The organism is Propioniciclava sp. LT432, from assembly GCF_059515965.1.
On sequence record NZ_JCAKNE010000023.1, the window covers coordinates 44,543 to 69,482 of the forward strand.

A 24,940-nucleotide genomic window follows, 5' to 3' on the forward strand; every position below is an offset into this window, starting at 1 on the left:
AGCCTCTCACCCCCGTCGGAAGGCCCGCACCCGGACGAACACCGACCGCAGGTACACGATCGAACCGGCCCACACCAGCACCAGACCGGCCCAGTAGGACCACCCCACCTGCTGGCCGAACACCGTGATGCCCAGGAGGAACTGGATCGTCGGGCCCAGGTACTGCAGGATCCCGACCACGCCGTACGGCAGGCGTTGGGCGGCGATCGCGAACAGCCACAGCGGGATGGCCGTCAGGACGCCCGCGAGCACCAGCAGCCACGACAGGGACGCCGAGGTCCCGAAGTGGCTCCCACCCACCGAGGCCAGCCAGGCCCAGTAGCCCAGCGCGAGCGGAAGCAGCACCGCCGATTCGAGGAAGAGCCCGCCCAGGGCGGGGACGCTCGTCCGCTTCTTGACCGCGCCGTAGAGCCCGAACGAGAACGCCAGCACCAGGGAGATCCACACGCCCGCCCAGTTCTCCCACGCGATCACGCAGACCCCGGCGAGGGCGAGCAGGGTGCCGACGCGTCCGCCCGCACTCATCCGCTCGCCGAAGAGCAGCACGCCCAACACGATGTTGACCAGCGGATTGATGAAGTAGCCCAGGCTCGCCTCCACCACGTGGTTCGAGTTCACCGCCCAGATGTAGGTCAGCCAGTTCACGGCGATGAGGGCCGAGGCCGCGAACAGCCACGGGAGGCGATGCCTCGTCAGGTTGCTCCGCAGCCAGCCCCAGGACTGCCGGAGCACCAGCAGGGTCACCGTGACCGCCGCGAGGGACCACACGATCCGGTGCGCCAGGATCTCGAGCGGCTCGGCCGGCTTCAGCAGCGGGAACAGCAGGGGGAAGAAGCCCCAGATGATGTAGGCCCCCACCCCTGCGGCGAGTCCACGGGAGCGTTCCGCCCCGTCGGGCGACGCGGGGGCGGGCTGGTCAGGGGACGCGGACACCCGAGCACTCTACGCAGTCCTCTGGTTCGATGGACCCATGACGACGGGCGCACTCGCGGGACTCACGGTCATCGAACTCGGCACCATCGGGCCCGGCCCGTTCGCGGCGATGATGTTCGCCGACCACGGGGCGACGGTGATCCACGTGGAGCGACCCGGCGGTGTGCCCCCGGTGGGGCCGATCGGTGACCGCCGGACCGACATCATCCACCGCAACCGCCGCACCATCGAGCTCGACCTGAAGACCCCCGAGGGCCGTGCTGCCGTGCTGGACCTGGTGCGCACCGCCGACGTCATCATCGAGGGCAACCGCCCCGGGGTGGCGGAACGCCTCGGTGTCGGCCCCGACACGTGCCTCGACATCAACCCGCGCCTCATCTACGGCCGGGTCACGGGCTGGGGGCAGTACGGTCCGAAGGCCACGCGGGCCGGCCACGACCTCAACTACATGGCGGCGTCCGGCACCCTCTCCACGCTCGGACGTGCCGGCCAGCCCCCCACCGTCCCGCTGGCCTACATCGGTGACCTCGGTGGCGGGGCGATGATGCTCTGCTTCGGGATCCTCGCCGCCCTGTACGAGCGCCAGTCCTCCGGGCAGGGCCAGGTTGTGGACGCCGCGATCCTCGACGGGGCGACGCTGCTGGCCACGGCCTTCCACGGGTTCGCGCAACTGGGCCTGTGGGACGAGAACCGACGGGGCGTGAACCTCGTCGACTCGGGCGCCCCGTTCTACGACTGCTACGAGACCGCGGACGGCGAGTGGGTGTCCGTCGGGGCGCTGGAGTCGAAGTTCTACGCCCACCTGCTCGAACTCCTGGAACTCGACCCCACCCAACTGCCCGACCAGCACGACCGCGACGGTTGGCCGATCCTGCGTGAGGCGATCGGAGGCGCCATCCGGCAGCGGACCCGCGCCGAGTGGGCCGCGCGCGCCGAGGGCACGGACGCCTGCCTCGAGCCGATCCTGCGCATGAGCGAGGTCCGCCACGACGCGCACAACGCCGCCCGCGCGACGATGGTCGAGGTCGGGGGACTCTGGCAGCCCGCGCCGGCCCCGAAGCTCTCCCGGACCCCGGCGGGCCCCATCGCGCCCGGCAACGCGAGCGCCGACCACGCCGGAGGCGTCCTCGCCTGACCCCTGTGCAGCACACCCGCTCGGCCTACTCGGGGAGCAGAAGCGTCCCGGGGATGCCGTGCGGAGCCGGCTCGGGGGTCTCGACCGGCTCGCTGATCACGGTCGCGACCGCGTGGCGCTGGATCTCGCCGGCGGCGATGCCCTCGGCCCAGTGGCAGGCCACGCGGTGGGACTCGGGGACGCCCGGGACCGACACCACGCGCAACTCCGGCCTCTCCGTCGCGCACCGGGTTGGCTGCGCCCAGGGGCAGCGGGTGTGGAACCGGCAGCCCGTGGGCGGATTCGCGGGGGAGGGCAGGTCGCCGGCGAGGATGATCCGCTCGCGGGAGTCCTCGACGACCGGGTCCGGCACCGGGATGGCCGACAGCAGCGCCCGGGTGTACGGGTGCAGGGGCTCGTCGTACAGGTCGTCCGCCTCGGCCTCCTCGACCAGCGCGCCCAGGTACATGACGCCGATCCGGTCCGAGATGTGCCGGACGACGGCGAGGTCGTGCGCGATCACGAGGTAGGTCAGCCCGAACTCGTCCTGCAGGTCCTCCAGCAGGTTGATCACCTGCGCCTGCACGGACACGTCCAGGGCGGAGACCGGCTCGTCGGCAACGATCAGCTCGGGGTCGACCGACAGCGCCCGGGCGATGCCGACGCGCTGGCGCTGGCCGCCGGAGAACTCGTGGGGGTACTTGCTCAGCGCGGACGCCGGCAGGCCGACGGCGGCCAGCAGCCCGACGAGGCGATCCCGGGCACTCCTCGCGTCGGACGCCAACCCGTGCGCCTGCATCCCCTCCAGCAGCAGTTGCTCGACGGTCTGGCGCGGATCGAGGCTGCCCAGCGGATCCTGGAACACCATCTGCATGTGGCGGCGCTGCCGACGCAACTCCTCGCCCCGCAACGTCGCGAGGTCCACGCCGTCGAGGCGTACAGAACCGGCCGTGAGCTCCTCGAGTTGGAGCAGCGCGCGTCCGAACGTCGACTTGCCACACCCGGATTCGCCCACGAGCCCGTAGGTCTCGCCGCGCCGGATCGTGAGGTCCATCCCGTCCACGGCGTACACGTGTCCGATGGTCCGGTCGAAGACCAACCCTCGCTTGATCGGGAAGTGCACCTTCACTCCGCGGACCTCCACCAGGGCGTCGGTCATGCCCCCGCCTCCTCGGTCGTGTGCCGGCGAGCCAGCGGGTAGTGGCAGCGCAAGAGGCGTAGTCCACCGTCGGTGCGCGCCTCGGTGTCGGGCTCCAGCGGTGGGGTGACCGTCCGGCAGAGCTCGCCCTCGTTGTGGCAGCGCGGGGCGAAGGCGCAGCCGTGGTCCCACGGGATGTTGTCGTTCACCGACCCCGGGATCGGGGACAGGCGCTCGTGGCGGTCGCCGCCCACCCGGGGGATCGAGGCGAGCAGGCCACCGGTGTAGGGGTGGCGCGGTTCGGCGAACAACGGGTGTCGCTTGGCCCGCTCCACGATGCGGCCGCCGTAGAGGACGTTCACGCCGTCACACAGGCCGGCCACCACGCCCAGGTCGTGGGTGATCATGATCAGCGCGGTTCCGGAGTTGACGACCAGTTCCCGCAGCAGCGTGAGGATCTGGGCCTGGATGGTCACGTCCAGGGCGGTCGTCGGCTCGTCGGCGATCAGCAGCCGCGGTTCACAGGCCAGCGCCATCGCGATCAGCGCGCGCTGGCGCATCCCGCCGGACAGTTGGTGCGGGTACTCCTTCAGGCGCCGCGTCGGGTCGGGGATCCCCACCTTCTCGAGCATCTCGGCCGCCTGCGTCCGGGCGACGGCCCGCTTCTCGCCGCGGTGCCGCTCGATCACCTCGGCGACCTGGACGCCGATCGGGACGACCGGGTTCAGCGACGACAGCGGGTCCTGGAAGATCATCGCCAGTTCGGCGCCGCGCTTGTCGCGCATCTGGGCGTCCGAGAGGGCGGTCAACTCGGTCCCCTGGAACCGGACGCTGCCCGCCACCCTGTTGCCGCGTCGCGGCAGCAACCGCATGATCGCCAGCGAGGTGACCGACTTGCCGCAGCCCGACTCGCCCACGAGGCCCACGACCTCGCCGGGACTCACGTCGAACGTGACCCTGTCGACGGCGGTGAAGGGTTCGCGTCCCTGGCCGGTGAACTGGACCGAGAGGTCCTCGACCTCGAGCAGTGGTTTCGTCATGGGGTCACCTGCGGGACTTCGGGTCGAGGGATTCGCGCAGCGACTCGCCCACGAGGGTGAAGCCGAGCGCGACGACGATGATGCAGAGGGCGGGGTAGACGGCCAGGTGCGGGTGGGAGTCGAAGTACGGCTGGGCGTTGCCGAGCATCTGCCCCCACTCCGGAGCGCGGTCGTCGGGGTTGCCGAGGCCGAGGAACGACAATGCCGCCGCGTCGATGATGGACGTAGCCAGCACCAGCGTCGCCTGGACGATCACCGGGCCCAGGCTGTTCGGCAGCATGTGGCGGAAGATGATCGGCCCCTTCCGGACGCCCAGCGCCCGCGCCGCGAGCACGTGGTCGGAGTGCCGCTGGGCGAGCATCGAGCCGCGCAGGAGCCGGGCGAACACCGGCACCTGGATGATCGCGATCGCCAGGATGACCGTCCACTGGGACGGCGAGCGGAACATCGCCGCGATCGTGAAGGCCATCAGCAGCGACGGGATGGACAGCAACACGTCGACGACACGCATGACGACCGCGTCGACCCAGCCGCCGAACGCGCCGGCCAGCGTCCCGAGCGCCATGCCGCCGGCCAGGCCGCCGAGGGTGGCGAGGACGCCGACGATCAGGGTCTGGCGTGCCCCCACCATCAGGCGGGACAGGAGGTCGCGCCCCAGGTTGTCGCCGCCGAGGGGGAAGCCGGGCTGCGGGCCGGGCACCGGGTTGGTCTGACGGTTCACCTGGTCGATCAGGACGCGCGTGGCGGGATCGTTCGGCGCGATGAACGGCGCGATGACGGCCAGCAGGATGAACGCCACGACGATGGCGGCGCCGAACAGGAACACCCCGTTGCGGCGCAGTCGGCGCCAGGCGCTCTGCCACAGGCTCACGCCCTCACCGGACGCCACGCGTCCCGCGTCGGCGAGTTCGTCGATCCGCTGCTTCGTCGCGGTGGGCGACAGGGGGAACGGCCTCTTCTCGTCGGTCATGTCCAGCCCCCTCTCAGCGGATCCGCACCCGCGGGTCGATGGCGGCGTAGGCGATGTCGACGACCGTGTTCACCACGATGTAGATGAGCGCGGCCATCATGATCAGCACCTGCAGGACCGGGTAGTCGCGGGTCTCGAAGCCGTAGGCGAGGGCGTGCCCCACCCCGCGGAACGTGAACACGCGTTCGGTCAGCACCGCCCCGGCGAGCAGGGCTCCGGTCTGGAGCCCGATGGTCGTGACCACCGGGATGAGCGCGTTGCGCAGGACGTGGCGTCCGCGGATCGTCGCGGCGCGCAGGCCCTTGGCCTGGGCGGTGCGGACGTAGTCCTCGTCCAGCACCTCGAGCACGGACGCCCGCGTGATGCGCAGCAGCACCGCGAACGGGATGGAGCTCAGGGCCAGGGCGGGCAGGACGAGGTGGCGCAGGGCGTCCCAGGCGGCGTCCCACTCGCGGGTGAGCAGGCCGTCCAGGACGTACATGCCCGTGACGGGGGTGGCGTTGATGCCGACGGACTGGCGTCCGGACGGCGGCAGCCAGCCCAACTCGATCGCGAAGACGTACTTCAGCGCGAACGCCAGGAAGAAGACGGGCACGGCGATGCCGACGAGGGAGATCAGCACCGACCCCGTGTCGAGGATCGTGTCGCGGCGACGTGCGGCGAGGTAGCCCAGCGGCACCGCGGCCACGATCGCCAGGGTGAGCGCGAAGATGGACAGCTCGACGGTGGCGGGGAAACGGGTGAGGAAGATCTCGAACGCGTCGCGTCCGGGCAGCACGCCCGTGGAGATGCCGAACTGGCCCGTCACCGCGCGCTGCAGGAACAGCCCGTACTGCACCCAGATGGGCTGGTCGAGGCCGAGGGCCGCACGGAGGGCGGCGAGGTCCTCGGGGGTGCTGCGCTCGCCGAGCAGGGCGGACACGGGCCCGCCGGGCAGCGAACGCAGCCAGGCGAACAGCAGGATGCTGAGCACGAACAGGGTGAGGACCGCCTGCAGCAGTCGTCGGACGATGTACCTACCCACGCAGTTCCCTCACATCTGGTCGGTGGACGGCGAGCAGCGGGGGCCGTGGGTCGCGTCCACGGCCCCCGCTCGGTGGGTCAGCCCTCGATGGTGACGGTCGAGAAGTCCTCGGCCGACAGCGGGCTCGGGACGAGGCCCTTGGCCTTGTTCGAGACCACCAGGGCCGGCGGGCTGTGCGAGATCGGAAGGGCGGGGACGTACTCCTCGGCGATCTTCTTGTTCAGGTCGGACACCATCTTGTCCCGCTTGGCCGCGTCCGGCTCGGAGTCGGCGGCCACGAGGGCGTCGGTCAACTCCTGGGCGAACGGGTAGTTGCCGGTCGAGAACTGGTTGTCCTGCTTGGTGAAGAACGTGCCGATGAAGTTGTCGGCCGAGTCGTAGTCACCGGTCCAGCCCAGGAGGAAGGCGGGAGCCTCGTGCTTGTTGACGCCGTCCAGGTAGCCGCCGTTCCACGGCTTGGCGACCGGGGTGACCGTCACGCCGACCTTCTCCCAGTCACTGCGGATGGCCTCGTAGAGGGAGGCCGGATCCGGCATGTACGGGCGGGTCACCTCGGTGGGCATCCAGAACTCGATGGTGAGGTTGGCATGGCCGGCCTCGGCGAGCAGGGACTTGGCCTTCTCCGGGTCGTACGGGTGGGGCTGCAGCGAGGTGTTGTAGCCCGACACGGCCTTGGGGAAGAACTGGCTGGCCGGCTCGGCACCCTCGGGCAGCTGCGACTTCACGAGCTGCTCGCGGTTGATGGCGTACGACAGGGCCTGGCGGACCCTCAGGTCCTTCAGCGCCTCGTTCTTGGTCGCGTTCAGGCCGACGTAGAACACGTTGAAGGCCGGACGGATCGCGACGGTGTTGCCCGAGTCCTCGAGGGCCTTCCAGTCCACGGGGTTCGGCAGGTCGTAACCGTGGATGGTCCCGGCCTGCAGCTCCTGACGACGGGTCGACTCGTCGGGGATGGTGCGGACGACCATCTTCGCCACCCCGGCCTTGTCGCCCCAGTAGTTCTCGTTGCGGTTCAGCGTGACCTCACCCTTGGCGTCGTCGTAGCCGCCGAAGGTGAAGGGGCCGGTGCCCGTCGGGTACTTCGTGGCGTACTCCGGGTAGGTGAAGCCGCTGCCCTGGGCGACCACGTTGCTGGCGTCGTACTTCTCCATGGCCGCGGGGCTGTGGATGGCGTAGGCGTTGTGGGCCAGGATCGCCGGGAACTTCGACGTGACGCGCGTCAGCTTGATGGTCGCGACCATCGGCTCGCTCGCCTCGCAGCCGCCGTAGAGGGTGGGCTTTCCGTCGCCGGCGAAGCCGCCCCAGTTGTTGGCCCAGTAGTAGGCGACGGCGGTCGTCTGGGCGACGCCCTTCAGGTTGTACCAGCGCTCGAAGTTGGTGCAGATGGCCTGGGCGTCCAGGGCCGTCCCGTCGTGGAACTTGACACCTTCACGGATCGTGAAGTCCCAGCTCAGGCCGTCCGCCGTGGGCTTCCACTCCGTGGCGAGGCCGGGTGCCACCTTGGCGGTGCCCGGCTCGAAGGAGAGGAGCTCCTCGTAGATCTGCCGGGTCACGCGGAAGGTCTCGCCGTCGCTGGCGTAGGAGGGGTCGAACAACTTCGGAGCGCCGGCAGCGCCGAAGATGAACGTTGCATCGGACGCCCCAGCGCCGGCCGTCCCGCCGGCTGTGCCGGGGGCGGCGGTCGAGGCGTCACGCTGGGACGCGGCACAGCCGGTCAGCGCGATCGCCACTGCGATGGCACCCACCGCAGTCTTCATGGCACGAGAGAGCATGCTCGCTCCTTCCAAGCGGTCGGGGCAGGTGCCCGACGTCGGTTCCAGAACGAAACCAGAGCGTGGGCGGACGTGTCTGCCCCCGAAAGGCGATCGTGACCCAACCGAGACAGGGCCCTATCGTGGTCCCGTGCTCCTGTCAGACCGCGACATCGCCGCCCAGATCGAGGCTGGACGCGTCCGCCTCGACCCGTTCGACCCGACGCTGGTGCAACCGTCCAGTGTCGACGTGCGCCTGGACCGCTACTTCCGGCTCTTCGACAACCACAAGTACCCGTTCATCGACCCGTCCGAGGGACAGCCCGACCTGACCCGGTTGGTCGAGGTGGAGGCCGACGAGCCGTTCATCCTCCACCCGGGCGAGTTCGTGCTGGCGAGCACGCTGGAGCAGGTCTCGCTCCCGGACGACGTCGCGGCGCGCGTGGAGGGCAAGTCCTCGCTGGGACGCCTCGGCCTCCTCACCCACGCCACCGCGGGGTTCGTCGACCCGGGTTTCACCGGGCACGTCACCCTCGAGCTGAGCAACGTCGCGACGCTGCCGATCAAGTTGTGGCCGGGCATGAAGATCGGGCAGCTGTGCTTCTTCCAGCTCAGTTCCGCGGCGGAGCACCCGTACGGGTCGGCCCGGCGCGGCAGCCACTACCAGGGGCAGCGCGGCCCGACGGCGTCCCGCAGTTGGGAGAACTTCACGCGCTCAGTGGTGGGCTGACCGGCTGGTCCGCCTCCGCGGCGGCCAGCGCCTCGAGCGCCTCGGGCGTGACCACGCCCTGGGCCAGGTGGGACTGGAGGGCGGCGAAGTAGTGGTCCGCCTCGGGCCCCCCTTCGGGCCACAGCGCGAGCTCCAACAGGATGAAGCCGTGCAGCGCCGCGAACATCGTGAGGGCCACGGCGGTGGGGTCCTGGGTCTTGAGGATTCCCCGGTCCATCAGTTCCTCGAGCATGCCGATGAGGTGCGCCAGGTCCTCGGAGCTCACCCCGGTCGGGATCTCGGCGGAGGGCTCGAAGGAGAACATGAGCTGGAACAGCGCGGGCTGCCGGCGGGCCCAGGCCCGACAGAGGTACCCGGCCGAGGCCAGGCCCACCAACCCGGGCTCCGCGGTGCTGGGGGTGACCACCTCGTCCATCAGTTCTCCCCGCGCGACCTCCACCACGCGGTCGATCAGGCCGTCCTTCCCACCGAACATCGAGTAGATCGCGTTCGTGGAGGTACTGCACTCAGCCGCCAGGTCCCGGAGTGAGACCTCCTCTGGATGGAGGTGGCGGAGACGCTCCAGGGCCGCGGCGACGAGTCGGTCGCGCAGGTCGTCCGGGTACGTCCTGGGTCTGGGCACGAGGGGGATCTTAGAGGTTTCAGGCCGTCTCGGAGGCGACTTGCTGCAGGGCGTGGTGCCCGATCGCCGTCAGCCACGGCTGGTCGTCGGTCTCGGTGACGAGCAGCAGCCCCAGGTGCAGGGCCCACGCCTTCGCGCGGGTCCAGGTCGCCTCGTCCACGGGCCCGCCCTCGTCGATCTGACCGCGGAAGTCGGCGCGTCCGGCCGGGTCGAAGGTGAGCCACCCGGTGGCCAGGTCGCAGGCGGGATCGCCCGTGGTCACGTCCCCCCAGTCGATGACGCCGGACAACAGGCCGTCGGCCCCGCGCAGCAGGTTGTGGGGGTGCAGGTCGCCGTGGAGCCACACGTCCGCGCCGTCGTAGTCGGGGGCGTGCCGCCACGCCTCCCAGCGGGGGAGGAGTTCGTCGGCGAGGCCGTCCGCGCCCGCCCGCCGCAGCAGGTCGAGGCGCTGGCCGACGCGCTCCGCGGCGAGCGGGGTCGCCAGGGAGCCACCGCGGAAGGGGTTGAAGGGGGCCGCCGTGGGCGCGGGCACGTGCAGCGACCACAGGAAGTCCGCGAGTTGCCGCGCGAAGGCGGTGCGCTCCTCGACCGGCACGGACGAGACGGGCTCGCCCCGGATGAACTCGACCACGAGCCAGGGCCGGGGGAAGGCGTCCGAGGGTGCGCCGACGACGATCGGCTGGGGGGTCCGGAGGGTGACGAGGCCGCCCAGCAGGGGCAGCCAGGTCGCCTCGTGCTCGATCAGCGGCACGGCGACCTCGCGTCGGGGCAGCCGGACGGCCAGTGACTCGCCGAGGCGGTAGGTGTCGTTGTCCCACCCGTGCGCGTGGAGGCGGATCGGGAGGTCGGCCAGTGCCGGCGCCTGGTCGGTCAGGAGCCGCCCCACGAGGTCCGCGGAGGTGTCGAGGTCGGCAGAGGGGGCAGAGGCCATGACACCATTCCATGCCACCCGGACGGACAAGCCAAACCAGTTGCCCGAGTTGCCGGATCGAACCCGCCGGACCCCGCCGAACCGCGTGCGGCATGATGGGCGCCATGAGCGTCCTGGAAACGGCCCTGCGTGGACACCGCATCGTGGTGGAGGTCCCGCGCACCGACGTCGAGGACTGGATCGTGCTCGCCGAGGTGCTCCTCCAGGAGGGGCTGGGGGCGTGGGCGTTCCCGATCCAGCTCGTCCATCGCCTGCCCGAGGTGCTCGCACTGCACCGGCACCGCGCGCGCGTGGGCGTGTCCGGGGTGACGGACGCCGAGGGCGTGCGTCGCGCTGTGGAGGCCGGGGCCCACTTCATCCTGTCGCCGGTCGCCGGCCCCGAGCTGGTGCCGGCCGCCGGGAGCACGCCCCTGCTCGGCGGCGCGCTCACCCCGGGCGAGGTCGCCGCAGCGGCGGGGGAGGGTGCGGGCGTCGTCCTCGTCACCCCGGCGGACGTGTTGGGCACGGCGTACGCCCGGGTCCTCCCCCCGATGTTCCCCGATGTCGCACTGGTCCCGTGGGGCAGGCTCGAGCGCTACCAGTGCGAGATGTGGTTCCAGGCCGGGGCCGCCGCGGCCGTGGTGTCGGACGTCGTCCTGCGTCCGGGCGACGGCAGCGATGCCAACTCCCCTGATGAGGTGGCGCGCCGGGCGGCGGCATTCCGCGAGCTGAACGGCAACTGAGCGAAACCTGAGGCCCCCCGATTTGACCCTGAGAAAATCTCAGATAGGTTGTACTCGTCTCAGCGTCAAGCAATCGGAGTCAGAGATGTATGAAGCTCGTCGAGCCGCGGCTGCGCCGGCCGGTGACCTCGCTCCTGCCGCCGCGTTCATGGTCCCGGCCCGCCGCGCGGCGCGCACGCGTTCCGACGTCCTCCTCTCACGCGTCGCTCCCACCGCTGTCTCCGTGGCGTTGCTCGCCACGTCCGGCGCGTTCGCGCTGAATCTCCGCGCCGCCGAGCAGTCCACCACGGCGACCCCGGCCCCTGTCCGCGAGGTCGACCCGTTGAGCCGCGACAATGCGCGGGAACTGGTCCAGGAGGCCCCCGCCGAGCAGGCAGCCGCGGAGACCCCCGCCGCGGCTGCGTCCGCCGAAGCCCCGGCCGAGGGTGCCGCGACGTTCGTGGTCGGCGGCTGGGCCGACGCCTTCGGCGCCCCGGCGGGCACCAAGTACGCCCAGGCCAACCTGACCGTCCGCGCCCAGGCGTCGAGTGATGCCGCGGAGCTCGGTTCGGTCAAGTCAGGCGACAAGGTCGAGGTTCTCGACCGTGTGGTCGGTGAGTACCGCCAGGTCGCCTTCGACAGCAAGGTGGGTTACGTCCTCGACGCCCGCCTGGGTGACAAGGCTCCGGTCAAGCCGGTTGCCAAGCCCGCGACCACCAAGCAGGCCAAGGCAGCGCCCGCCGAGAAGATCACCGCTCCCGCCCCCGGCAAGTCCGTGCTGGGTCTCAAGCCGCGCGCCATGGTCGTCTACAACGCCGTCACCGCCCGCTGGTCGTTCAGCTCGATCGGTGGGTACCGTTCGGGCAACAACCTGTCCAACCACGGCTCCGGCGGCGCCATCGACTTCATGACGTACACCGACTCCGCCAAGGGCTGGGCGGTCGCGAACTTCCTGGTTGCGAACGCGGCCGAGTTCCACGTCGACCACATCATCTTCGAGCAGAAGATCTGGACGCCCTACAAGCCCTACTGGCGCCCCATGGCGAACCGTGGCTCGGTCACGGCGAACCACTACGACCACGTGCACGTGTCCGTGGTCCTGCCCTGACGACGGTTCCCCCTGACGCCTGCCGTCCCCTGGCCGCCTGGCCCCCGGTGCTCACGAGAGAGCGACGGGGGTCGGTGCATTTCTGCCCACCGCTCCGCCCGGGTCGGACATGAGCCCTAGGCTGGCGTCCATGAGTGATGTCACCAAGACCGCCGCCTGGGGCAGGCTCGCCCAGCTCAAGGAGAACTTCACCCCCGACCTGCGAGGCTGGTTCGAAGCTGACCCGGACCGCGCCCAGGCCTTCACTCGCACCGCGGGTGACCTGCACGTGGACCTGTCGAAGAACCTGCTCACCGATGAGGTGCTGGACGCCCTCGTGGCGCTCGCCGACGAGGTCGGCCTGGCCGACAGGCGCGACGCCATGCTCCGCGGCGACCACATCAACAACACCGAGGACCGCGCGGTCCTGCACACGGCGCTGCGCCGTCCGAGGGCCGACTCCCTGACCGTCGACGGCCAGGACGTGGTCGCGGACGTCCACGCCACGCTCGACAAGGTGTACGCGTGGGCGGACCAGGTTCGCTCGGGTGAGTGGAAGGGCGTCACCGGCGAGCCGATCAAGACCGTCGTCAACATCGGCATCGGCGGTTCCGACCTCGGCCCGGTCATGGTCTACGAGGCGCTCAAGGCGTACAAGCAGGACGGCCTGGAGTGCCGCTTCGTTTCCAACATCGACCCCACCGACGTCTACGAGAAGACCGTCGACCTCGACCCGGCGACGACCCTGTTCATCGTGGCGTCCAAGACCTTCACGACCCTGGAGACCATCACCAACGCCAACATGGCGCGCACGTGGCTGCTCGAGGGGCTCGAGAAGGCGGGCGCGATCGACGGCTCCGAGGCGTCGAAGACGGACGCCATCGCCAAGCACTTCGTGGCCGTCTCGACTGCGCTCGACAAGGTCGCCGCCTTCGGCATCGACCCCGAGAACGCCTTCGGCTTCTGGGACTGGGTCGGCGGCCGCTACTCGGTCGACTCCGCGGTCGGAACGGCCGTCGTCGTGGCCATCGGCAAGGAGAACTTCGAGGACTTCCTGCACGGGTTCCACGTCATCGACCAGCACTTCGCCACCACGCCGTGGCGCGAGAACGTGCCGGCGCTGATGGGCCTGCTGAACGTCTGGTACGTGAACTTCTTCAAGGCCGGCTCGCACGCGGTGCTGCCGTACGCGCAGTACCTGCACCGCTTCGCCGCCTACCTGCAGCAGCTCACCATGGAGTCCAACGGCAAGGGCGTGAAGGCGGACGGCACGCCGGTCACCACCGAGACCGGCGAGGTCTTCTGGGGTGAGCCGGGCACCAACGGCCAGCACGCGTTCTACCAGCTGATCCACCAGGGCACGCAGCTCATCCCGGCGGACTTCATCGCCGTCGCCACCCCGCACCGGGCCCTCAAGGACGGCGACCAGGACGTCCACGAGCTGTTCCTGGCGAACTTCTTCGCCCAGACCAAGGCGCTCGCGTTCGGCAAGACCGCCGACGAGGTCCGCGCCGACGGCGTGGCCGAGCAACTGGTGAGCGCGAAGGTGTTCAAGGGCAACCGGCCCACGACGTCGATCATGGCGCCGTCGCTCACCCCGTCGGTCGTGGGCCAGCTGATCGCCCTGTACGAGCACATCACGTTCACCCAGGGCGTCGTGTGGGGCATCAACTCCTTCGACCAGTGGGGCGTGGAGCTCGGCAAGGTCCTCGCCAAGCAGATCACCCCGGCCATCGGCGGCGACGCCGAGGCCCTGGGTGCCCAGGACCCCTCCACCAAGGCCCTGATCGAGTACTACCGGGCCAACCGCACCTGACCCGCCGAGGGCTCGGGTCCAGCCCGCCTAGGGCTCGGGCCCAGCCCGCCGAGGGCTCGCATCACGGGGCGCCTAAGGTGGATGCGTGACTTCCCCTCCCCAACGGCGCCCCGTGGTACGCGTGCTCGGGGTCCTCGCCGCGCTCGTCGGACTCGGCGCGGCGGCCATCGTCGCCCCCACGCTGTGGACCCGGGCCATGGCGTCCGACCGCAACCTGACCGCGACCCAAGCGCCGGCGCGCGACGTGGCGATCATCTTCGGTGCCGAGATGTATCCCTCGGGGCGGCCGTCCCCCTACCTGCGCGCGCGCCTGGACCTCGGCGTCCGGCTCTTCAAGGACGGGAAGGCCAAGGTGCTGATCGTGTCCGGGGACAACGCACCCGAGCACAACCGGGAATCCACCAACATGAAGAAGTACCTGGTGGCGCAAGGGGTTCCCGCGGAGCGCATCGTCGAGGACGAGTACGGGCTCGACACGTACGACACCTGTGTCCGCGCCCGGGACGTCTTCGGCGTCACCGACGCCCTCCTGGTCAGCCAGCGCTACCACCTGTCGCGCGCGGTCGCCACCTGCCGAGCCGTCGGGGTGGACGCCGTGGGCGTCGGCGACGTCTCGGTCAAGCGCACCAGCAAGCGCTGGGACCAGTTCGCACGCCGGGAGGTCGGCGCCAACCTGAAGATGGTCTGGGACCTGACCACACGGCGGACGCCGACCCTCGACGGCGACCGGGACGCCGTGGTCCGTGCGCTGGCGGACGCCTGACCGGTCAGGCGACGTTGCGGAACGGCGTCCGGAGCGTGACGGACGGGGGGACCCCGAAGCGCTCCCGGTAGTCCCGCGCGAACCGGCCCATGTGGGAGACCCCCCCACTGGTAGGCGATCTCCGAGACGTTGGACTCCCCGGGAGGGGCGGCGATGAGTTCGGAGTGCACAGCGTCGAGACGTAGGTCACGCAGGTGCTTCATCGGCGTGGTCCCGAGGTGCTTGCGGAAGCCCTCCTGGAGCGCCCGAACGCTGACGTGCACCGCCGCCGCGACGTCGGCGGGGGTGCACGCCTCATGGAGGTGGGCTCGCATGAACTCGATCGCTGAGGCGATGACCTTCGACGGCGGTGCGGGGGTGGCTTCGAGATCCGCCTGGGCGAGGATGAGGCCGTCGACGATGAGTTGTTCGAGGTAGTGGGCGCCACTCGTGCGGACGACCATCCCGTCAGGGGAATCGACATCGGTGAGGACCCAGAGCAGGAGCTTGAGCCACGAGAAGCCCGCAGGCGTACCGTACGCAGAACCGGCGCGAGGCGGCCTGGGTCTCGGTCCTGACCGAGGAGGAGCGGACGACCCTGAAGACCCTGCTCAGCAAGTTGGTCGATGGGCGGCGCGACATCACGCCCCAGACGAGGAACTGACGTGGTCGGTCACGACACCCGCATGAACGATCCCTTCGGCACCACCACGGCCAACACCACCGCGCAGACGGCGGCGGTCGCGCCGCAGACGGTCCACACGATCAGGTAACCCGCCAGCGGGGCGGCCGTCTGGCCGGCCTCGACGGCCTCGGCCGTCACGCCGCTGAACAGCGCCACGCCGAACACAGCGGACGCGATGGAACCGCCCACTGTCTTCGTCGCGTTGGTCAGGCCGGACGCCATGCCAGTCCGGTCAGGGGGAGCCACGGCGGCCGCGGACGCCGGCAGCGCAGCCACGAGCAGCCCCGAACCCAGGCCCGCGACGACCATGTTCGTCAGCGTCTGCGCGAGCGTGTCGTGGAACGGCAGGAACAGCAGGTAGCCGACCGCCACGAACGCGGACGCCGCCACCAGCGCCCCGCGCGGCGAAAGCAGCCGGGAGGCCAGCGGCAGGAGCAGCGCCCCGACGGCCAGGGACAGCACGTAGGCGCCGATGATGAGGGACACCGAGCCGGCCGACAGGCCCAGGCCGTGGCCCACGGCGTCCGGGTCGGTGCGCGCGAAGGTCGACAGCGGCACCTGCGCGCCGAGCACGGAGACGCCGAAGAGACCCGCCGTCAGCTGCACGGGCCACTGGGCGGGGGAGGTGAGCATCCGGACGTCCACGAGCGGCTCGTCCACGCCCCGCTCGTGGCGGACGAACGGCACGAGCACCGCGAAGGCCGCGACGAGGGCGAGCCAGGTCCACGGGCTCACCACCCCCACCAACCGCACGAGCGACAGGCCCGTCATGAGCAGGACGAGGCTGAGGGTGAGCCAGGCGATGCCGCCGGTGTCCAGGCGCCCGGACGCCGTGGGCGGCAGCGGGGGCACCAGCGCGGCGATGGCGACCAGGCAGAGCGTCACCGCCACGGCGGGCAGGGCCAATGTGACGGTGAAGGGAAGGACGTCCACCAGCCCGCCGGAGGCCAACGCACCGGCGATGACGCCCGCCTCGAGCGCGAACACGAGCAACGCGGCGGCGCGGCGGGTGTCGCCCGGGACGTCCGACGACCCGCCCCGGGAGGCGGTCAGGTAGATGATCGCCACCTCGAGCGGGAGCCAGACGGCGTACGAGCCCTGCAGTCCCCACGCCACCAGCAGCGTCGCGAACGACGGCGCGAACGCGACACCCCACGACGCGAGGGCGGTGAGGGCGGTGGCCGCCAGCAGGATGCGCTTGTGGCCCCACAGGTCGCCCATCTTCGCGAGGATCGGCACCGACAGCGCCGACACCATCAACTGGGCGGCCTCGAGCCAGTTCACGTCGGCGTCGTGGACGTCCACGCGCCGCGCGATGTCGGTCAGGATCGGGGTGTAGTAGCCCTGCAGGATGCCCGAGGTGATCTCCACCAGGGCCAGCGCGAGGACGAGGGCGCCCAGACCGGCCAGGCCGCGTCGCGGGTGGGTCATGCGCAGGCCTCCTCGATGAGGCGGGTCATGAAGCGGACGCCCTCGGCCAGCGTCACCACGGACACCTGCTCATCGGCGGCGTGGATCCGGGCGCGGTCGCCGTTCGACATGCGCAAGGGCGCGAAGCGATAGACGTGGTCGCACCACGGAGCGAAGCGGCGCGCGTCCGTGGCCCCGTTCTGGACGTACGGCGAGGGCACGGCGTCCGGGAAGACCTCGCTCGCCACGCGGGTCAGGAGAGTCCAGCGGTCGTCGTCGGTCCTCGAGATGCGGGACGCCTCGGTCGCACCCTCGACCGTGATGGCGATCGAGCGATCCGCGATCGCGCGCCGGAGGTACGCGACGGCGTTCGCGACGGTGGTCCGGGTGTCCAGGCGGAGGTTCACCACCGCCTCCGCCCGCGTCGCGAGCACGTTGGACGCCGGCGACCCGGCCAACTGCGTCACCGCCATCGTGGTGCGCGCGACCGCCGCGGTCTCGGGGCCGGCGGCGATGAGGGCCCGGGCGAAGAGGGGCGCGAGGGCGTCCGCCCTGGTGTAGAGCGCCCTCAGCCCGCCGGTCGCGTGGGCGCCCAGGGTGGTCAGCATGGCGCGGGTGGGGGCGGCCAGCCGGGCGGGGAACGGGCGCCGTTCCAGCCGGACGACCGCGCGGGCGATCCGCGCCGTGGCGCCCCTCTTGTGCGGCGTCGAGGCGTGGCCGCCGGCGTCCGCCGTGCTGAGCCGAACGGTGAGGATGCCCTTCTCCGCCACCGCGATCATCGCTGCGGGCGTGGCGACGCCGGGCAGGAGGCCGCCGTCCACGACCGCTCCGCCCTCGTCGAGCACCAGCCACGGCCGGACGCCGCGGGCGCGCAGCAGGTCGGACGCCTCCTGCGCGGAGGTCCCGGCCACTTCTTCGTCGTCCCCGAACAACAACCACACGTCGCGGCGCGGCGAGAAGCCCCGGCCGAGCAGGCCCTCGACGGCCTCGGCGATGGCGAGCAGGGCGCCCTTGTCGGCGAGGGTTCCGCGGCCCACGAGCCTGCCGTCCCGCAGGGTCGGGGTGAACGGGTCGGACGTCCAGTCCTGGCCGTCGACGGGCACCACGTCCTGGTGGGCCATGAGCACGAGGGGCTCGGCGTCGGCGTCCGTGCCGGGCCAGCGGAACAGCAACCCGTGGCGTCCGACGCGTGTCAGTTCGCAGCCCTCGTGCAGCAGCGGGTACAACTCGGCGAGCGTGGCGTGGAGGCCCTCGAATGGCTCCGGATCGGTCCCCTCGGGCTCGGGCGAGGTGATCGTCGGATGGGAGACGAGGCGTCCCAGGCGATGGGCGAGCTCGTCGGGTGAGTCCATCGCGTCAGGCTAGGACCTTCGGCCGGGACACCGCACCCCCGTGCTGCATTTTGTTGAGGCGAAGTACCCCCATGATGACCAGTTCTGTTTACACACAATGCAGCACGGGGGAGGGCTCCTCCCGTGTGGGAGAATGTCCATCATGCAATCGCTCGCCTCGCTGCTCACCGCGCGCGTCGAGGCCGCAGCCGGGGTCGACCCGGAGATGCGGCCCGCCACGAAGCCCCAGTTCGGACACTTCCAGAGCAACGTGGCGCTGCGCCTGGCCAAGACCGAGGGACGCCCCCCGCGTGAGGTCGCCGCCGCGCTGATCGAGCGGATCGACGTCGCCGACCTGTGCGAGCCCCTCGAGGTCGCCGGCCCGGGCTTCATCAACTTCCGCATCAAGTCGAGCGTGCTGGCGCGGGCGGCGTCCGACCTGCTCGCGGACCCGCACGCCGGCATCGACCAGGTGGCGCAGTCGCAGAAGATCGTCATCGACTACAGCTCCCCGAACGTCGCCAAGCAGATGCACGTCGGCCACCTGCGCACGACGATCATCGGAGACTGCTTCAACCGCGTCCTCACCGCGCGCGGCAACAAGGTCCTGCCGCAGAACCACATCGGCGACTGGGGCCGCCAGTTCGGCATGCTCATCGAGCAGACGCTGGACGAGGGCCTCGACCTCTCCACGCTCGACCTCGCGGGCGCCGAGGAGCTCTACAAGCGCGCCAACGAGCGGCTCAAGGCGGACGAGGCCTTCGCCGACCGGGCCCGCTCGCGCGTCGTGCAACTGCAGGCGGGTGACGAGCGGACCCGCGGCATCTGGCAGCGCCTCATCGAGGTCTCGCTGGTGGGCTTCAACGAGACCTATGACCGGCTCGGCGTCCGGCTGACCGACGAGCACATCGCCGGCGAGTCGTTCTACAACGACATGCTGGAGGACGTCTGCACCGACTTGGAGTCCCGCGGCATCGCCGTCGTGGACGACGGTGCGCTCGTCGTGTTCGTCGACGGCTTCGAGGCGCCGGCGATCCTGCGCAACCGGCACGGTGGGTACGGCTACGACGTCACCGACGTCGCAGCCCTGAAGTACCGCGCCGAGACCCTCAGGGCCGACCGCCTCATCTACGTCACGGACGCCCGCCAGCGCAACCACTTCGAGCTGGTCTTCGCGGTGGCCCGCAAGGCCGGTTATGTCCCGGACGAGCTGGTCACCGAGCACGTCGGCTACGGCATGGTGCTCGGACGCGACGGACGTCCCTTCTCCACGCGCGAGGGCACGGCCGCCTACCTGATCGACCTGCTGGACGCCGCCGAGGAGCACGTCTCGCGCCCGGTCGCGCTGGCGGCGATCAAGTACGCGGACCTGTCCAACCAGCTGCAGAAGGACTACGTCTTCGACGCCGAGCGGATGACCGCGACGACCGGCGACACCGGCCCCTACCTGCAGTACGCGCACGCGCGCGCCAACCAGATCCTCCGCCGGGCCGAGGCGGACGGCATCGCCTGGTCCGACATCACCGTGCTCGAGGAGCCGGCCGAGCAGGCGCTGGCGCTGCTGCTGTCCCGCTTCGGTGAGATCGTCGCGCTCGTCGCCGAGGACCTCCAGCCCCACAAGCTGTGCACCTACCTGTTCGAACTCGCCTCCGCGATGAGCGTGTTCTACGAGCAGTGCCCGGTCCTGAAGTCCTCCGGCGAGGTGCGGGCGTCCCGGCTCGCGCTCTGCGCGACGACCAAGCAGGTGCTGGCCACAGGCCTCGGCCTGCTGGGCATCGAGGCGCCGGACCACATGTGAGGTTCCGAACTACTTCTTGGACCTCTTGTCGTCCTTCTTGGCCCGGCTCTTCTTCGCCTCGCGCTTGAGCTTCTCGGGGGCCTTGCCCTCCATGTCCTCGGGCGTCAGCCCCCGGAGTTCATCGGGGTGGCTGAGGCGGTCGACCGCGAGCCAGGCGGCTCCCACGATGCCGGCGGCATTGCGGAGCTTGGCCGGAACGATGGGGGTCTTCAGCTTCAGCAGGTGCAGGAACTGGTCGGATTCCTTCGAGACTCCTCCCCCCACCACGATGAGGTCGGGCCACGTGTAGAACTCGAGGCGCTCGTAGTAGGGCTGCAGGCGCTGGGTCGCCCACTCCTCGTAGCTGAGGCCCTCGCGGTCCTTGACGGACGCCGCGGCCTGCGGCTCGGCGTCCTTGCCGAACATCTCGATGTGGCCGAGCTCTTGGTTGGGGATGAGCACGCCCTTGTGGATCACGGCCGTGCCGATGCCCGTCCCGAGCGTGGTGACGATGACGAGTCCCGGGTGGTCCTTCGCCGCGCCCCAGAGCACCTCGGCGATGCCCGCGGCGTCCGCGTCGTTGACGAGCGTGATCGGACGCCCGAGCGTCTCCTCGAAGATGCGCTCGGCGGGGGCGTCCACCCAGGTCGGATCGATGTTCGCCGCCGATCGCGTGATGCCGTGGGTGACGACCGCGGGGATCGTGATGCCGACCGGTCCATCGCCCAGCTTGTCGGCGAAGTGGTCGGCGATCTGCTTGACCACGGCCGCGACGGCCTCCGGGGTGGCCGGCTGCGGGGTGACGATGCGCAGGCGGTCGACCGCGAACTCACCCTTCTTGAGGTCGACAATGGCTCCCTTGATGCCGGAACCGCCGATGTCGATGCCGAGTGCGTACCGCGTCTCCATGGGGGAAACACTAGTGGCACGGAGGGTCACTGGGGGAGCGCCTCCTGCGACCCCGCGAGGGGCGCCGGGAGGGAGGCGGGCAGCGGGGCGGTGGACGGCGTCCACAGATCGGATGCCGCGGTCAGCACCACCCCCGCGCGGTCCGCCGAGACGGACGCCTCGCGCAGGCCGGGCGGGCTGATGAGTTCACCCATGCGGGAGGCCCGGGCGAGGTCCATCTCGGTGAAGGCGAGCCAGCGCGCCTGCGCTCCGTCGAGGTGGCGGATGTGGGTGGCGCCGAGCGCGTGGGTCGTCACCGCCTGAACTCCGGCCAGGCCCAGCCTGCGTTGGAGGGGGCCCTGGCTGATCGTCACGGCCTGGAGCCGGGCGTGGGGGATGATGAACTGGCGGCGGTTGATCCAGCCGGAGCGCCCGACGAGAACCTGGTCGTCCACCGCGAAGCCCTGCCACTCCCACTGCAGCGGGTCGAGCCAGCGGGCGCGGTCCGGCGTGCGGGTGAAGCGGAGCTTCTCCAGTTCCAGGCCCGGCCACAGGGCGGCCAGCGCCACCTGCACCTGGGCGGGCGTTCCGAACGGCAGGTAGATCGTGGACGCCGTCGGGTCCTCCTCGTCGCCCTCGGCACCCAGGACCGTGATGTCGAGGCGAGCCCGGTTGAGGAGGCGCCAGATGATCGGCTGCATCGTCGTGACCGCCTGCACGCGGTGCACCGGGATGGTCTGGGAACGCAGCGTGAGGAGGCCGCGGGTGATGCGGAGGCCGGCCGGGGTGCGCGCGAGAGTGTAGTTGAACTGCCCGAACAAGCGCTTCGACAGGTAGCCGAGCAGGGCCAGCCCCATGCCGGCCAGGCCGCCGCCCCAGGCGAGCGCGTTCCAGTCGAAGAGGGCGGCCAGCGCGATCGGGACGAGGAACCCGAGCACGATCAGCGGCGTGTCCATCGTCGCGAAGGCGCTCAGGATGATCTCGCCCGGGCTGAGGCGCACCAGGATCTGGTCGCCCTCGCCCGTGTCGTCCCAGGCGGACGCCGTGCGTCCCGGCTCAGCCGTCGACGCAGTGCGTCCGTGGGCCCGGACCATCAGGTGGTCACGGATCTCGACCGAGCGCCTGCGTGTCAAATACTTCAGGGTCGCCCCGCCCTCGGCGCCCACGTCGATCTGCACCTGGGCCAGGCCCAGGAGACGGGCGGCGAACGGCTGGGTGACGTCGACGGACTGGATGCGGCTGAACGCAATGCGCCGGCTCTCCTGGAACGCACCCGTGTTCTCGAGGCGGAACTCGCGGTCGTCGATGACGAACTTCGTCGTCCACCAGGACCAGTAGCCGAAGCCGAGGCCGATGACGAGGGCGGCGGCGACGAAGAAGACCCACCACGGCACGTCGGTCAGCCAGTCGCTGAACTTGTCGATGTCCTGCCAGATAGGGTCGCCCTGCAGGAACGAGCTGATGGCGAACCAACCCAGGGCCACCACGCCGAGCCAGAGGCTCACCAGCGGGCTGAGCGGGTGCAGGCGTTCCTCGATGACGGGGCCGGACGCCGTGGGCTCGGGCTCGCTCACAGGCCGGACCCCTCGGCGTCACTCATCTCGATGATGAGGTCGCGAAGCGCCGTCGCCTCGTCGGCCGGAAGCCCGGGGATCGTCGCGTTGCCGGCCGCGCTGGCCGTGACGAGCTCGACGGTGGACAGGCCGAAGGCGCGTTGGAGGGGTCCTGAGCTCACCTTGGCGACCTGCATGCGCCCGAAGGGCACCACCTCGAGATGGCGGAACATGACGCCGCCCACGACGCAGAGATCCTTGTCGCGGCGGGCCCAGCCCAAGGACCTGACGTAGCGGCCCGCGCGGAGGTACAGCCACAACCAAGCCATCAAGCCCACGCCCGCGATCGCCCAGGGGAGCCACGATGGCGCCGTGTCGGGAAACATCACGGCCAAGGACACCGCGACAGGGACGACGACCAGGGCCAGCCAGATGGTCATGGTGATCCGCTTCACCGTCGCCAGCTTGGGCGACACGCGGCGCCAAGAGTCCGACGGCGGAGCGAACGGCTCGACCCCGTTCGCCGGCAGACCCGCCAGGCGGGGGTCGGGCACGAACGGCATCGTGGGCGCCGGGGACTCTGCTGGCTCGGACTGCATGGGTATCACCCTAGGAGGTCACTCGGACACTGCTCTGCTTCCTTGTGTCCAAACCCGCTCGATCGGGGTTCAGCGCTGGCGGCGCTTGCCCTTGGCGTCGATGCCACCGAACAGGACCAGGCCCTTGAGGACGATGGTCGGAGCACCCGGTGCGGGCTGGATGTTCTTCACGTCCGTGCCACCGAAGATCGCCACGGTCTCGTTGCGGATGTTCACGCCCTCGGGGACCGTGACCTCGACGCCGCCGAAGGCGCAGAACACGTTGAGGGTGACGACGTCCGAGGCGAAGGTCGCGTCGCGGAAGTCGAACGACGAGCCGCCGAACAGCGTCACGTTCGAGATGTTGCGCCGCGCGCGCCACGCGCCGGCTCGCTCCATGCCGCCGAAGATGGCGAACGTGGTCTCGGCCTCGTTCGTGTCGATCGAGCGGTCGATCGGGGCGCCCGCGGAGGAGAAGGCGCCGATCGTGCGTCCGGGGGTGGAGCCCGGGACCAGGTCGGCCGTCAGGCCGCGCAGGTCGTCAAAGGTCTTGGCCTCCATCGCCTGGGCGAGGCGGATGTCGTGCTCGTCGCGGGTGAGCCGCCCGTCGGCGTACGCCGCGGAGAGAAGGTCGGTGACGATCGCTCGATCGGAGTCAGCCGCGCGCATGTGGCCGGGGAAACGGTGGGGCTCGGGGTACGCGTTGCTCATGACCCAAAGCTAGCCTCCCGCGCGACGGATCCGAACGGTGTTTCGAGGGGTGCGGGGGGAGACCGGGGAACCCCCTGAGCGCCGACGTGCGAGGGGCACCTTGGCTCGCTATGATGGCCGGGTTGCGCGAGCAACACGCGGGCGTAGCTCAATGGTAGAGCGCCAGCTTCCCAAGCTGGACACGCGGGTTCGATTCCCGTCGCCCGCTCCAATCGAACAGTGCTTGTCACTGTGCATTTCCGTCCGGTCCCGAGTGGTGGCCCGCAACCTCGCCCTGTCCGCCGTGCCCAATACGTGCCCAATGGGTGCCCAACTGAGCCTCCACGAGAGCGTCCATTCCCTCCGCGATGGCACGGTCCCGGTCCGCAGTCCGGTGCTGGTAGAGCAGCGCCGCGTGGAGGTTCGCGTGCCCCATCCGGCCCATCAGCTCGCGTGTGCTCGCCCCCGTCATTGACGCCAGATGGTTGCCCGTGTGCCGCAGGTCGTGGACGCGGTAACCCGACAGTCCGGCACCCAGAAGGGCCTGCTTCCAGACCCTGGCGAAGTTTGCCCGCAGGGGAGTGGCGCCCTGGGGACCGACGAACACCCGGCCAGCGGGACCGGGCTCCGCGAACGTCGCGAAGTGCTCACGGATGGCCGGCGCCAACGAGGCCGGAAGGCTCACCCTGCGAAGGCCAGCAGCCGTCTTCGGCTCCTTGATCGTCAGCTTCGAACCCATCTCGGAGACCGCACGACTGATCCGGACCGTTGAGGCGTCCAGGTCGAAGTCGGACTTCCGCAGCCCAAGCAGCTCGCCCCAACGCAGCGACCCGAACACAGCGAGCAGGACCAGCAGGCGATACCGCGGCTCGATCGCCTCCGCCAGCCGGCCCACCTCTTCCAAAGTCAGCACCGGACGTTCAGCAGGCTTCTCGATGGCAGCGCCGCGAATGCGGCACGGGTTACGAGCTACGATCGCGTCATCGACGGCCGTGGCGAAGATCGACCTCAACAACCGGTAGCTCTTCGCGACCGTGCTCGCACCGAGGCCGCCGTCCAGCAGGCCCTGGCGCCACGTGCGGACGGTGCCGGCGTCCACCTGGCGCAGCTCGTACTTGCCCAGCGGCGGCTCGATGTGGAGCCGCATCAAGGTCTTGTACAAGACGCGCGTGCGATCGGAGAGCCCGGATCGCTCGTCGATCCACCGGTTACCGAAGTCGGCGAGCGACGCCCCGCCCAGGGTGGTGTCCACCCACGTCCCGCGAATCATGTCAGCCTCGCACAGCTTCAGCCACCGGTTGGCGGACGCCTCGTCCGGGAACGTCATTGGCGCTGTCCGGCGCAGGCCGTTGGGGGCGATGTATCGCGCCTGCACCCGTCCCGATGGCAGGGTTCGCAGCGACCCGAACGCGCGCTTGCCGCGGGACAT

The 24,940-nt window shown here is 70.5% G+C and carries 22 protein-coding genes, 1 tRNA gene and 1 pseudogene; 8 read left to right on the forward strand and 16 right to left on the reverse strand.

From position 1 onward, the window contains the following. Positions 1–6: 6 nt before the first annotated feature. Positions 7–933 carry an EamA family transporter RarD gene (gene rarD / locus AC5YDV_RS13785; RefSeq protein WP_496183908.1) on the reverse strand — a complete coding sequence of 309 codons (927 nt, stop codon included), beginning with the start codon at positions 931–933 and terminating at the stop codon, positions 7–9. Between the two features lie 37 nt (positions 934–970). On the opposite strand from rarD, the gene AC5YDV_RS13790 reads away from it, so the two are divergent. After that, a complete protein-coding gene (locus AC5YDV_RS13790; protein WP_496183909.1) occupies positions 971–2,068 on the forward strand; it encodes a CaiB/BaiF CoA transferase family protein in 1,098 nt (365 codons plus the stop codon). A gap of 25 nt (positions 2,069–2,093) precedes the next feature. On the opposite strand, the gene AC5YDV_RS13795 is transcribed toward AC5YDV_RS13790, so the two are convergent. The 5 genes from AC5YDV_RS13795 to AC5YDV_RS13815 all read right to left on the reverse strand — a co-directional run bounded on the left by AC5YDV_RS13795 (position 2,094) and on the right by AC5YDV_RS13815 (position 7,991). Next, on the reverse strand, positions 2,094–3,206 hold the full coding sequence (locus AC5YDV_RS13795) for an ABC transporter ATP-binding protein (protein WP_496183910.1): 1,113 nt from the start codon (positions 3,204–3,206) through the stop codon (positions 2,094–2,096). Beyond that, a complete protein-coding gene (locus tag AC5YDV_RS13800; protein ID WP_496183911.1) occupies positions 3,203–4,225 on the reverse strand; it encodes an ABC transporter ATP-binding protein in 1,023 nt (340 codons plus the stop codon). The genes AC5YDV_RS13795 and AC5YDV_RS13800 overlap by 4 nt, the downstream gene beginning before the upstream one ends. Before the next feature lie 4 nt (positions 4,226–4,229). Beyond that, positions 4,230–5,195 carry an ABC transporter permease gene (locus AC5YDV_RS13805; protein WP_496183912.1) on the reverse strand — a complete coding sequence of 322 codons (966 nt, stop codon included), beginning with the start codon at positions 5,193–5,195 and terminating at the stop codon, positions 4,230–4,232. A gap of 13 nt (positions 5,196–5,208) precedes the next feature. After that, positions 5,209–6,219, reverse strand: coding sequence for an ABC transporter permease (locus tag AC5YDV_RS13810; protein ID WP_496183913.1), 1,011 nt, complete (start codon positions 6,217–6,219; stop codon positions 5,209–5,211). A 77-nt stretch (positions 6,220–6,296) separates the two neighbouring features. After that, positions 6,297–7,991 carry an ABC transporter substrate-binding protein gene (locus AC5YDV_RS13815; protein ID WP_496183914.1) on the reverse strand — a complete coding sequence of 565 codons (1,695 nt, stop codon included), beginning with the start codon at positions 7,989–7,991 and terminating at the stop codon, positions 6,297–6,299. A 130-nt stretch (positions 7,992–8,121) separates the two neighbouring features. Here AC5YDV_RS13815 and dcd point away from each other — a divergent pair, with 130 nt between their 5' ends. Then, positions 8,122–8,700: a dCTP deaminase gene (dcd, locus tag AC5YDV_RS13820; protein ID WP_496183915.1), complete on the forward strand. Its 579-nt coding sequence runs from the start codon at positions 8,122–8,124 to the stop codon at positions 8,698–8,700. Here dcd and AC5YDV_RS13825 read toward each other — a convergent pair. Further along, complete coding sequence (locus AC5YDV_RS13825; protein WP_496183916.1) at positions 8,678–9,322, reverse strand: TetR/AcrR family transcriptional regulator; 645 nt, start codon at positions 9,320–9,322, stop codon at positions 8,678–8,680. The genes dcd and AC5YDV_RS13825 overlap by 23 nt on opposite strands. 19 nt (positions 9,323–9,341) lie before the next feature. Further along, a complete protein-coding gene (locus AC5YDV_RS13830; RefSeq protein ID WP_496183917.1) occupies positions 9,342–10,253 on the reverse strand; it encodes an aminoglycoside phosphotransferase family protein in 912 nt (303 codons plus the stop codon). Positions 10,254–10,357: 104 nt separating this feature from the next. Here AC5YDV_RS13830 and AC5YDV_RS13835 point away from each other — a divergent pair, with 104 nt between their 5' ends. From AC5YDV_RS13835 to AC5YDV_RS13850, 4 genes are all read left to right on the forward strand, one after another. Continuing rightward, the gene (locus AC5YDV_RS13835) at positions 10,358–10,975 is read left to right on the forward strand and encodes a beta/alpha barrel domain-containing protein (RefSeq protein WP_496183918.1); all 618 of its coding nucleotides are present in this window, start codon (positions 10,358–10,360) and stop codon (positions 10,973–10,975) included. Positions 10,976–11,060: 85 nt separating this feature from the next. After that, complete coding sequence (locus AC5YDV_RS13840; protein WP_496183919.1) at positions 11,061–12,062, forward strand: SH3 domain-containing protein; 1,002 nt, start codon at positions 11,061–11,063, stop codon at positions 12,060–12,062. Between the two features lie 121 nt (positions 12,063–12,183). Then, positions 12,184–13,857 (forward strand): glucose-6-phosphate isomerase, encoded by a 1,674-nt coding sequence (pgi, locus tag AC5YDV_RS13845; RefSeq protein ID WP_496183946.1) that lies wholly within the window; start codon positions 12,184–12,186, stop codon positions 13,855–13,857. Positions 13,858–13,942: 85 nt separating this feature from the next. Then, entirely contained in the window at positions 13,943–14,620 is a 678-nt protein-coding gene (locus AC5YDV_RS13850) for a SanA/YdcF family protein (protein ID WP_496183920.1), read from the forward strand. Between the two features lie 113 nt (positions 14,621–14,733). On the opposite strand, the pseudogene AC5YDV_RS13855 reads toward AC5YDV_RS13850, so the two are convergent. The 3 genes and pseudogenes from AC5YDV_RS13855 to AC5YDV_RS13865 form a co-directional block, all read right to left on the reverse strand. Continuing rightward, a pseudogene (locus tag AC5YDV_RS13855) lies at positions 14,734–15,063 on the reverse strand (helix-turn-helix domain-containing protein); the annotation flags it as partial. A 209-nt stretch (positions 15,064–15,272) separates the two neighbouring features. Next, entirely contained in the window at positions 15,273–16,715 is a 1,443-nt protein-coding gene (locus AC5YDV_RS13860; RefSeq protein ID WP_496183921.1) for an MFS transporter, read from the reverse strand. Next, positions 16,712–18,046: a M20/M25/M40 family metallo-hydrolase gene (locus tag AC5YDV_RS13865; protein ID WP_496183922.1), complete on the reverse strand. Its 1,335-nt coding sequence runs from the start codon at positions 18,044–18,046 to the stop codon at positions 16,712–16,714. Before AC5YDV_RS13865 ends, AC5YDV_RS13860 begins: the two co-directional genes overlap by 4 nt. Positions 18,047–18,188: 142 nt before the next feature. On the opposite strand from AC5YDV_RS13865, the gene argS reads away from it, so the two are divergent. Then, complete coding sequence (argS, locus tag AC5YDV_RS13870; protein ID WP_496183923.1) at positions 18,189–19,823, forward strand: arginine--tRNA ligase; 1,635 nt, start codon at positions 18,189–18,191, stop codon at positions 19,821–19,823. Positions 19,824–19,832: 9 nt separating this feature from the next. Here argS and ppgK read toward each other — a convergent pair whose 3' ends face one another. The 4 genes from ppgK to AC5YDV_RS13890 all read right to left on the reverse strand — a co-directional run bounded on the left by ppgK (position 19,833) and on the right by AC5YDV_RS13890 (position 23,532). After that, on the reverse strand, positions 19,833–20,816 hold the full coding sequence (gene ppgK, locus AC5YDV_RS13875; RefSeq protein WP_496183924.1) for a polyphosphate--glucose phosphotransferase: 984 nt from the start codon (positions 20,814–20,816) through the stop codon (positions 19,833–19,835). Next, a complete protein-coding gene (locus tag AC5YDV_RS13880) occupies positions 20,738–22,264 on the reverse strand; it encodes a PH domain-containing protein (RefSeq protein ID WP_496183925.1) in 1,527 nt (508 codons plus the stop codon). Before AC5YDV_RS13880 ends, ppgK begins: the two co-directional genes overlap by 79 nt. Next, on the reverse strand, positions 22,261–22,842 hold the full coding sequence (locus tag AC5YDV_RS13885; RefSeq protein ID WP_496183926.1) for a PH domain-containing protein: 582 nt from the start codon (positions 22,840–22,842) through the stop codon (positions 22,261–22,263). Before AC5YDV_RS13885 ends, AC5YDV_RS13880 begins: the two co-directional genes overlap by 4 nt. Before the next feature lie 69 nt (positions 22,843–22,911). Next, entirely contained in the window at positions 22,912–23,532 is a 621-nt protein-coding gene (locus tag AC5YDV_RS13890; protein WP_496183927.1) for a DUF1707 SHOCT-like domain-containing protein, read from the reverse strand. Positions 23,533–23,669: 137 nt separating this feature from the next. On the opposite strand from AC5YDV_RS13890, the gene AC5YDV_RS13895 reads away from it, so the two are divergent. After that, positions 23,670–23,743, forward strand: a tRNA-Gly gene (locus tag AC5YDV_RS13895). Positions 23,744–23,758: 15 nt separating this feature from the next. On the opposite strand, the gene AC5YDV_RS13900 is transcribed toward AC5YDV_RS13895, so the two are convergent. After that, positions 23,759–24,940, reverse strand: a complete 1,182-nt coding sequence (locus AC5YDV_RS13900) for a tyrosine-type recombinase/integrase (protein WP_496183928.1) — start codon at positions 24,938–24,940, stop codon at positions 23,759–23,761.

Excerpts from the sequence above, each read along its gene's own strand:
- AC5YDV_RS13790 (WP_496183909.1), top strand. The coding sequence starts at position 971 with ATGACGACGGGCGCACTCGCGGGACTCACGGTCATCGAACTCGGCACC.
- AC5YDV_RS13795 (WP_496183910.1), bottom strand. The coding sequence starts at position 3,206 with ATGACCGACGCCCTGGTGGAGGTCCGCGGAGTGAAGGTGCACTTCCCG.
- AC5YDV_RS13800 (WP_496183911.1), bottom strand. The coding sequence starts at position 4,225 with ATGACGAAACCACTGCTCGAGGTCGAGGACCTCTCGGTCCAGTTCACC.
- AC5YDV_RS13805 (WP_496183912.1), bottom strand. The coding sequence starts at position 5,195 with ATGACCGACGAGAAGAGGCCGTTCCCCCTGTCGCCCACCGCGACGAAG.
- AC5YDV_RS13815 (WP_496183914.1), bottom strand. The coding sequence starts at position 7,991 with ATGCTCTCTCGTGCCATGAAGACTGCGGTGGGTGCCATCGCAGTGGCG.
- AC5YDV_RS13830 (WP_496183917.1), bottom strand. The coding sequence starts at position 10,253 with ATGGCCTCTGCCCCCTCTGCCGACCTCGACACCTCCGCGGACCTCGTG.
- AC5YDV_RS13835 (WP_496183918.1), top strand. The coding sequence starts at position 10,358 with ATGAGCGTCCTGGAAACGGCCCTGCGTGGACACCGCATCGTGGTGGAG.
- AC5YDV_RS13840 (WP_496183919.1), top strand. The coding sequence starts at position 11,061 with ATGTATGAAGCTCGTCGAGCCGCGGCTGCGCCGGCCGGTGACCTCGCT.
- AC5YDV_RS13860 (WP_496183921.1), bottom strand. The coding sequence starts at position 16,715 with ATGACCCACCCGCGACGCGGCCTGGCCGGTCTGGGCGCCCTCGTCCTC.
- AC5YDV_RS13865 (WP_496183922.1), bottom strand. The coding sequence starts at position 18,046 with ATGGACTCACCCGACGAGCTCGCCCATCGCCTGGGACGCCTCGTCTCC.
- argS (WP_496183923.1), top strand. The coding sequence starts at position 18,189 with ATGCAATCGCTCGCCTCGCTGCTCACCGCGCGCGTCGAGGCCGCAGCC.
- AC5YDV_RS13885 (WP_496183926.1), bottom strand. The coding sequence starts at position 22,842 with ATGCAGTCCGAGCCAGCAGAGTCCCCGGCGCCCACGATGCCGTTCGTG.
- AC5YDV_RS13890 (WP_496183927.1), bottom strand. The coding sequence starts at position 23,532 with ATGAGCAACGCGTACCCCGAGCCCCACCGTTTCCCCGGCCACATGCGC.
- AC5YDV_RS13900 (WP_496183928.1), bottom strand. The coding sequence starts at position 24,940 with ATGTCCCGCGGCAAGCGCGCGTTCGGGTCGCTGCGAACCCTGCCATCG.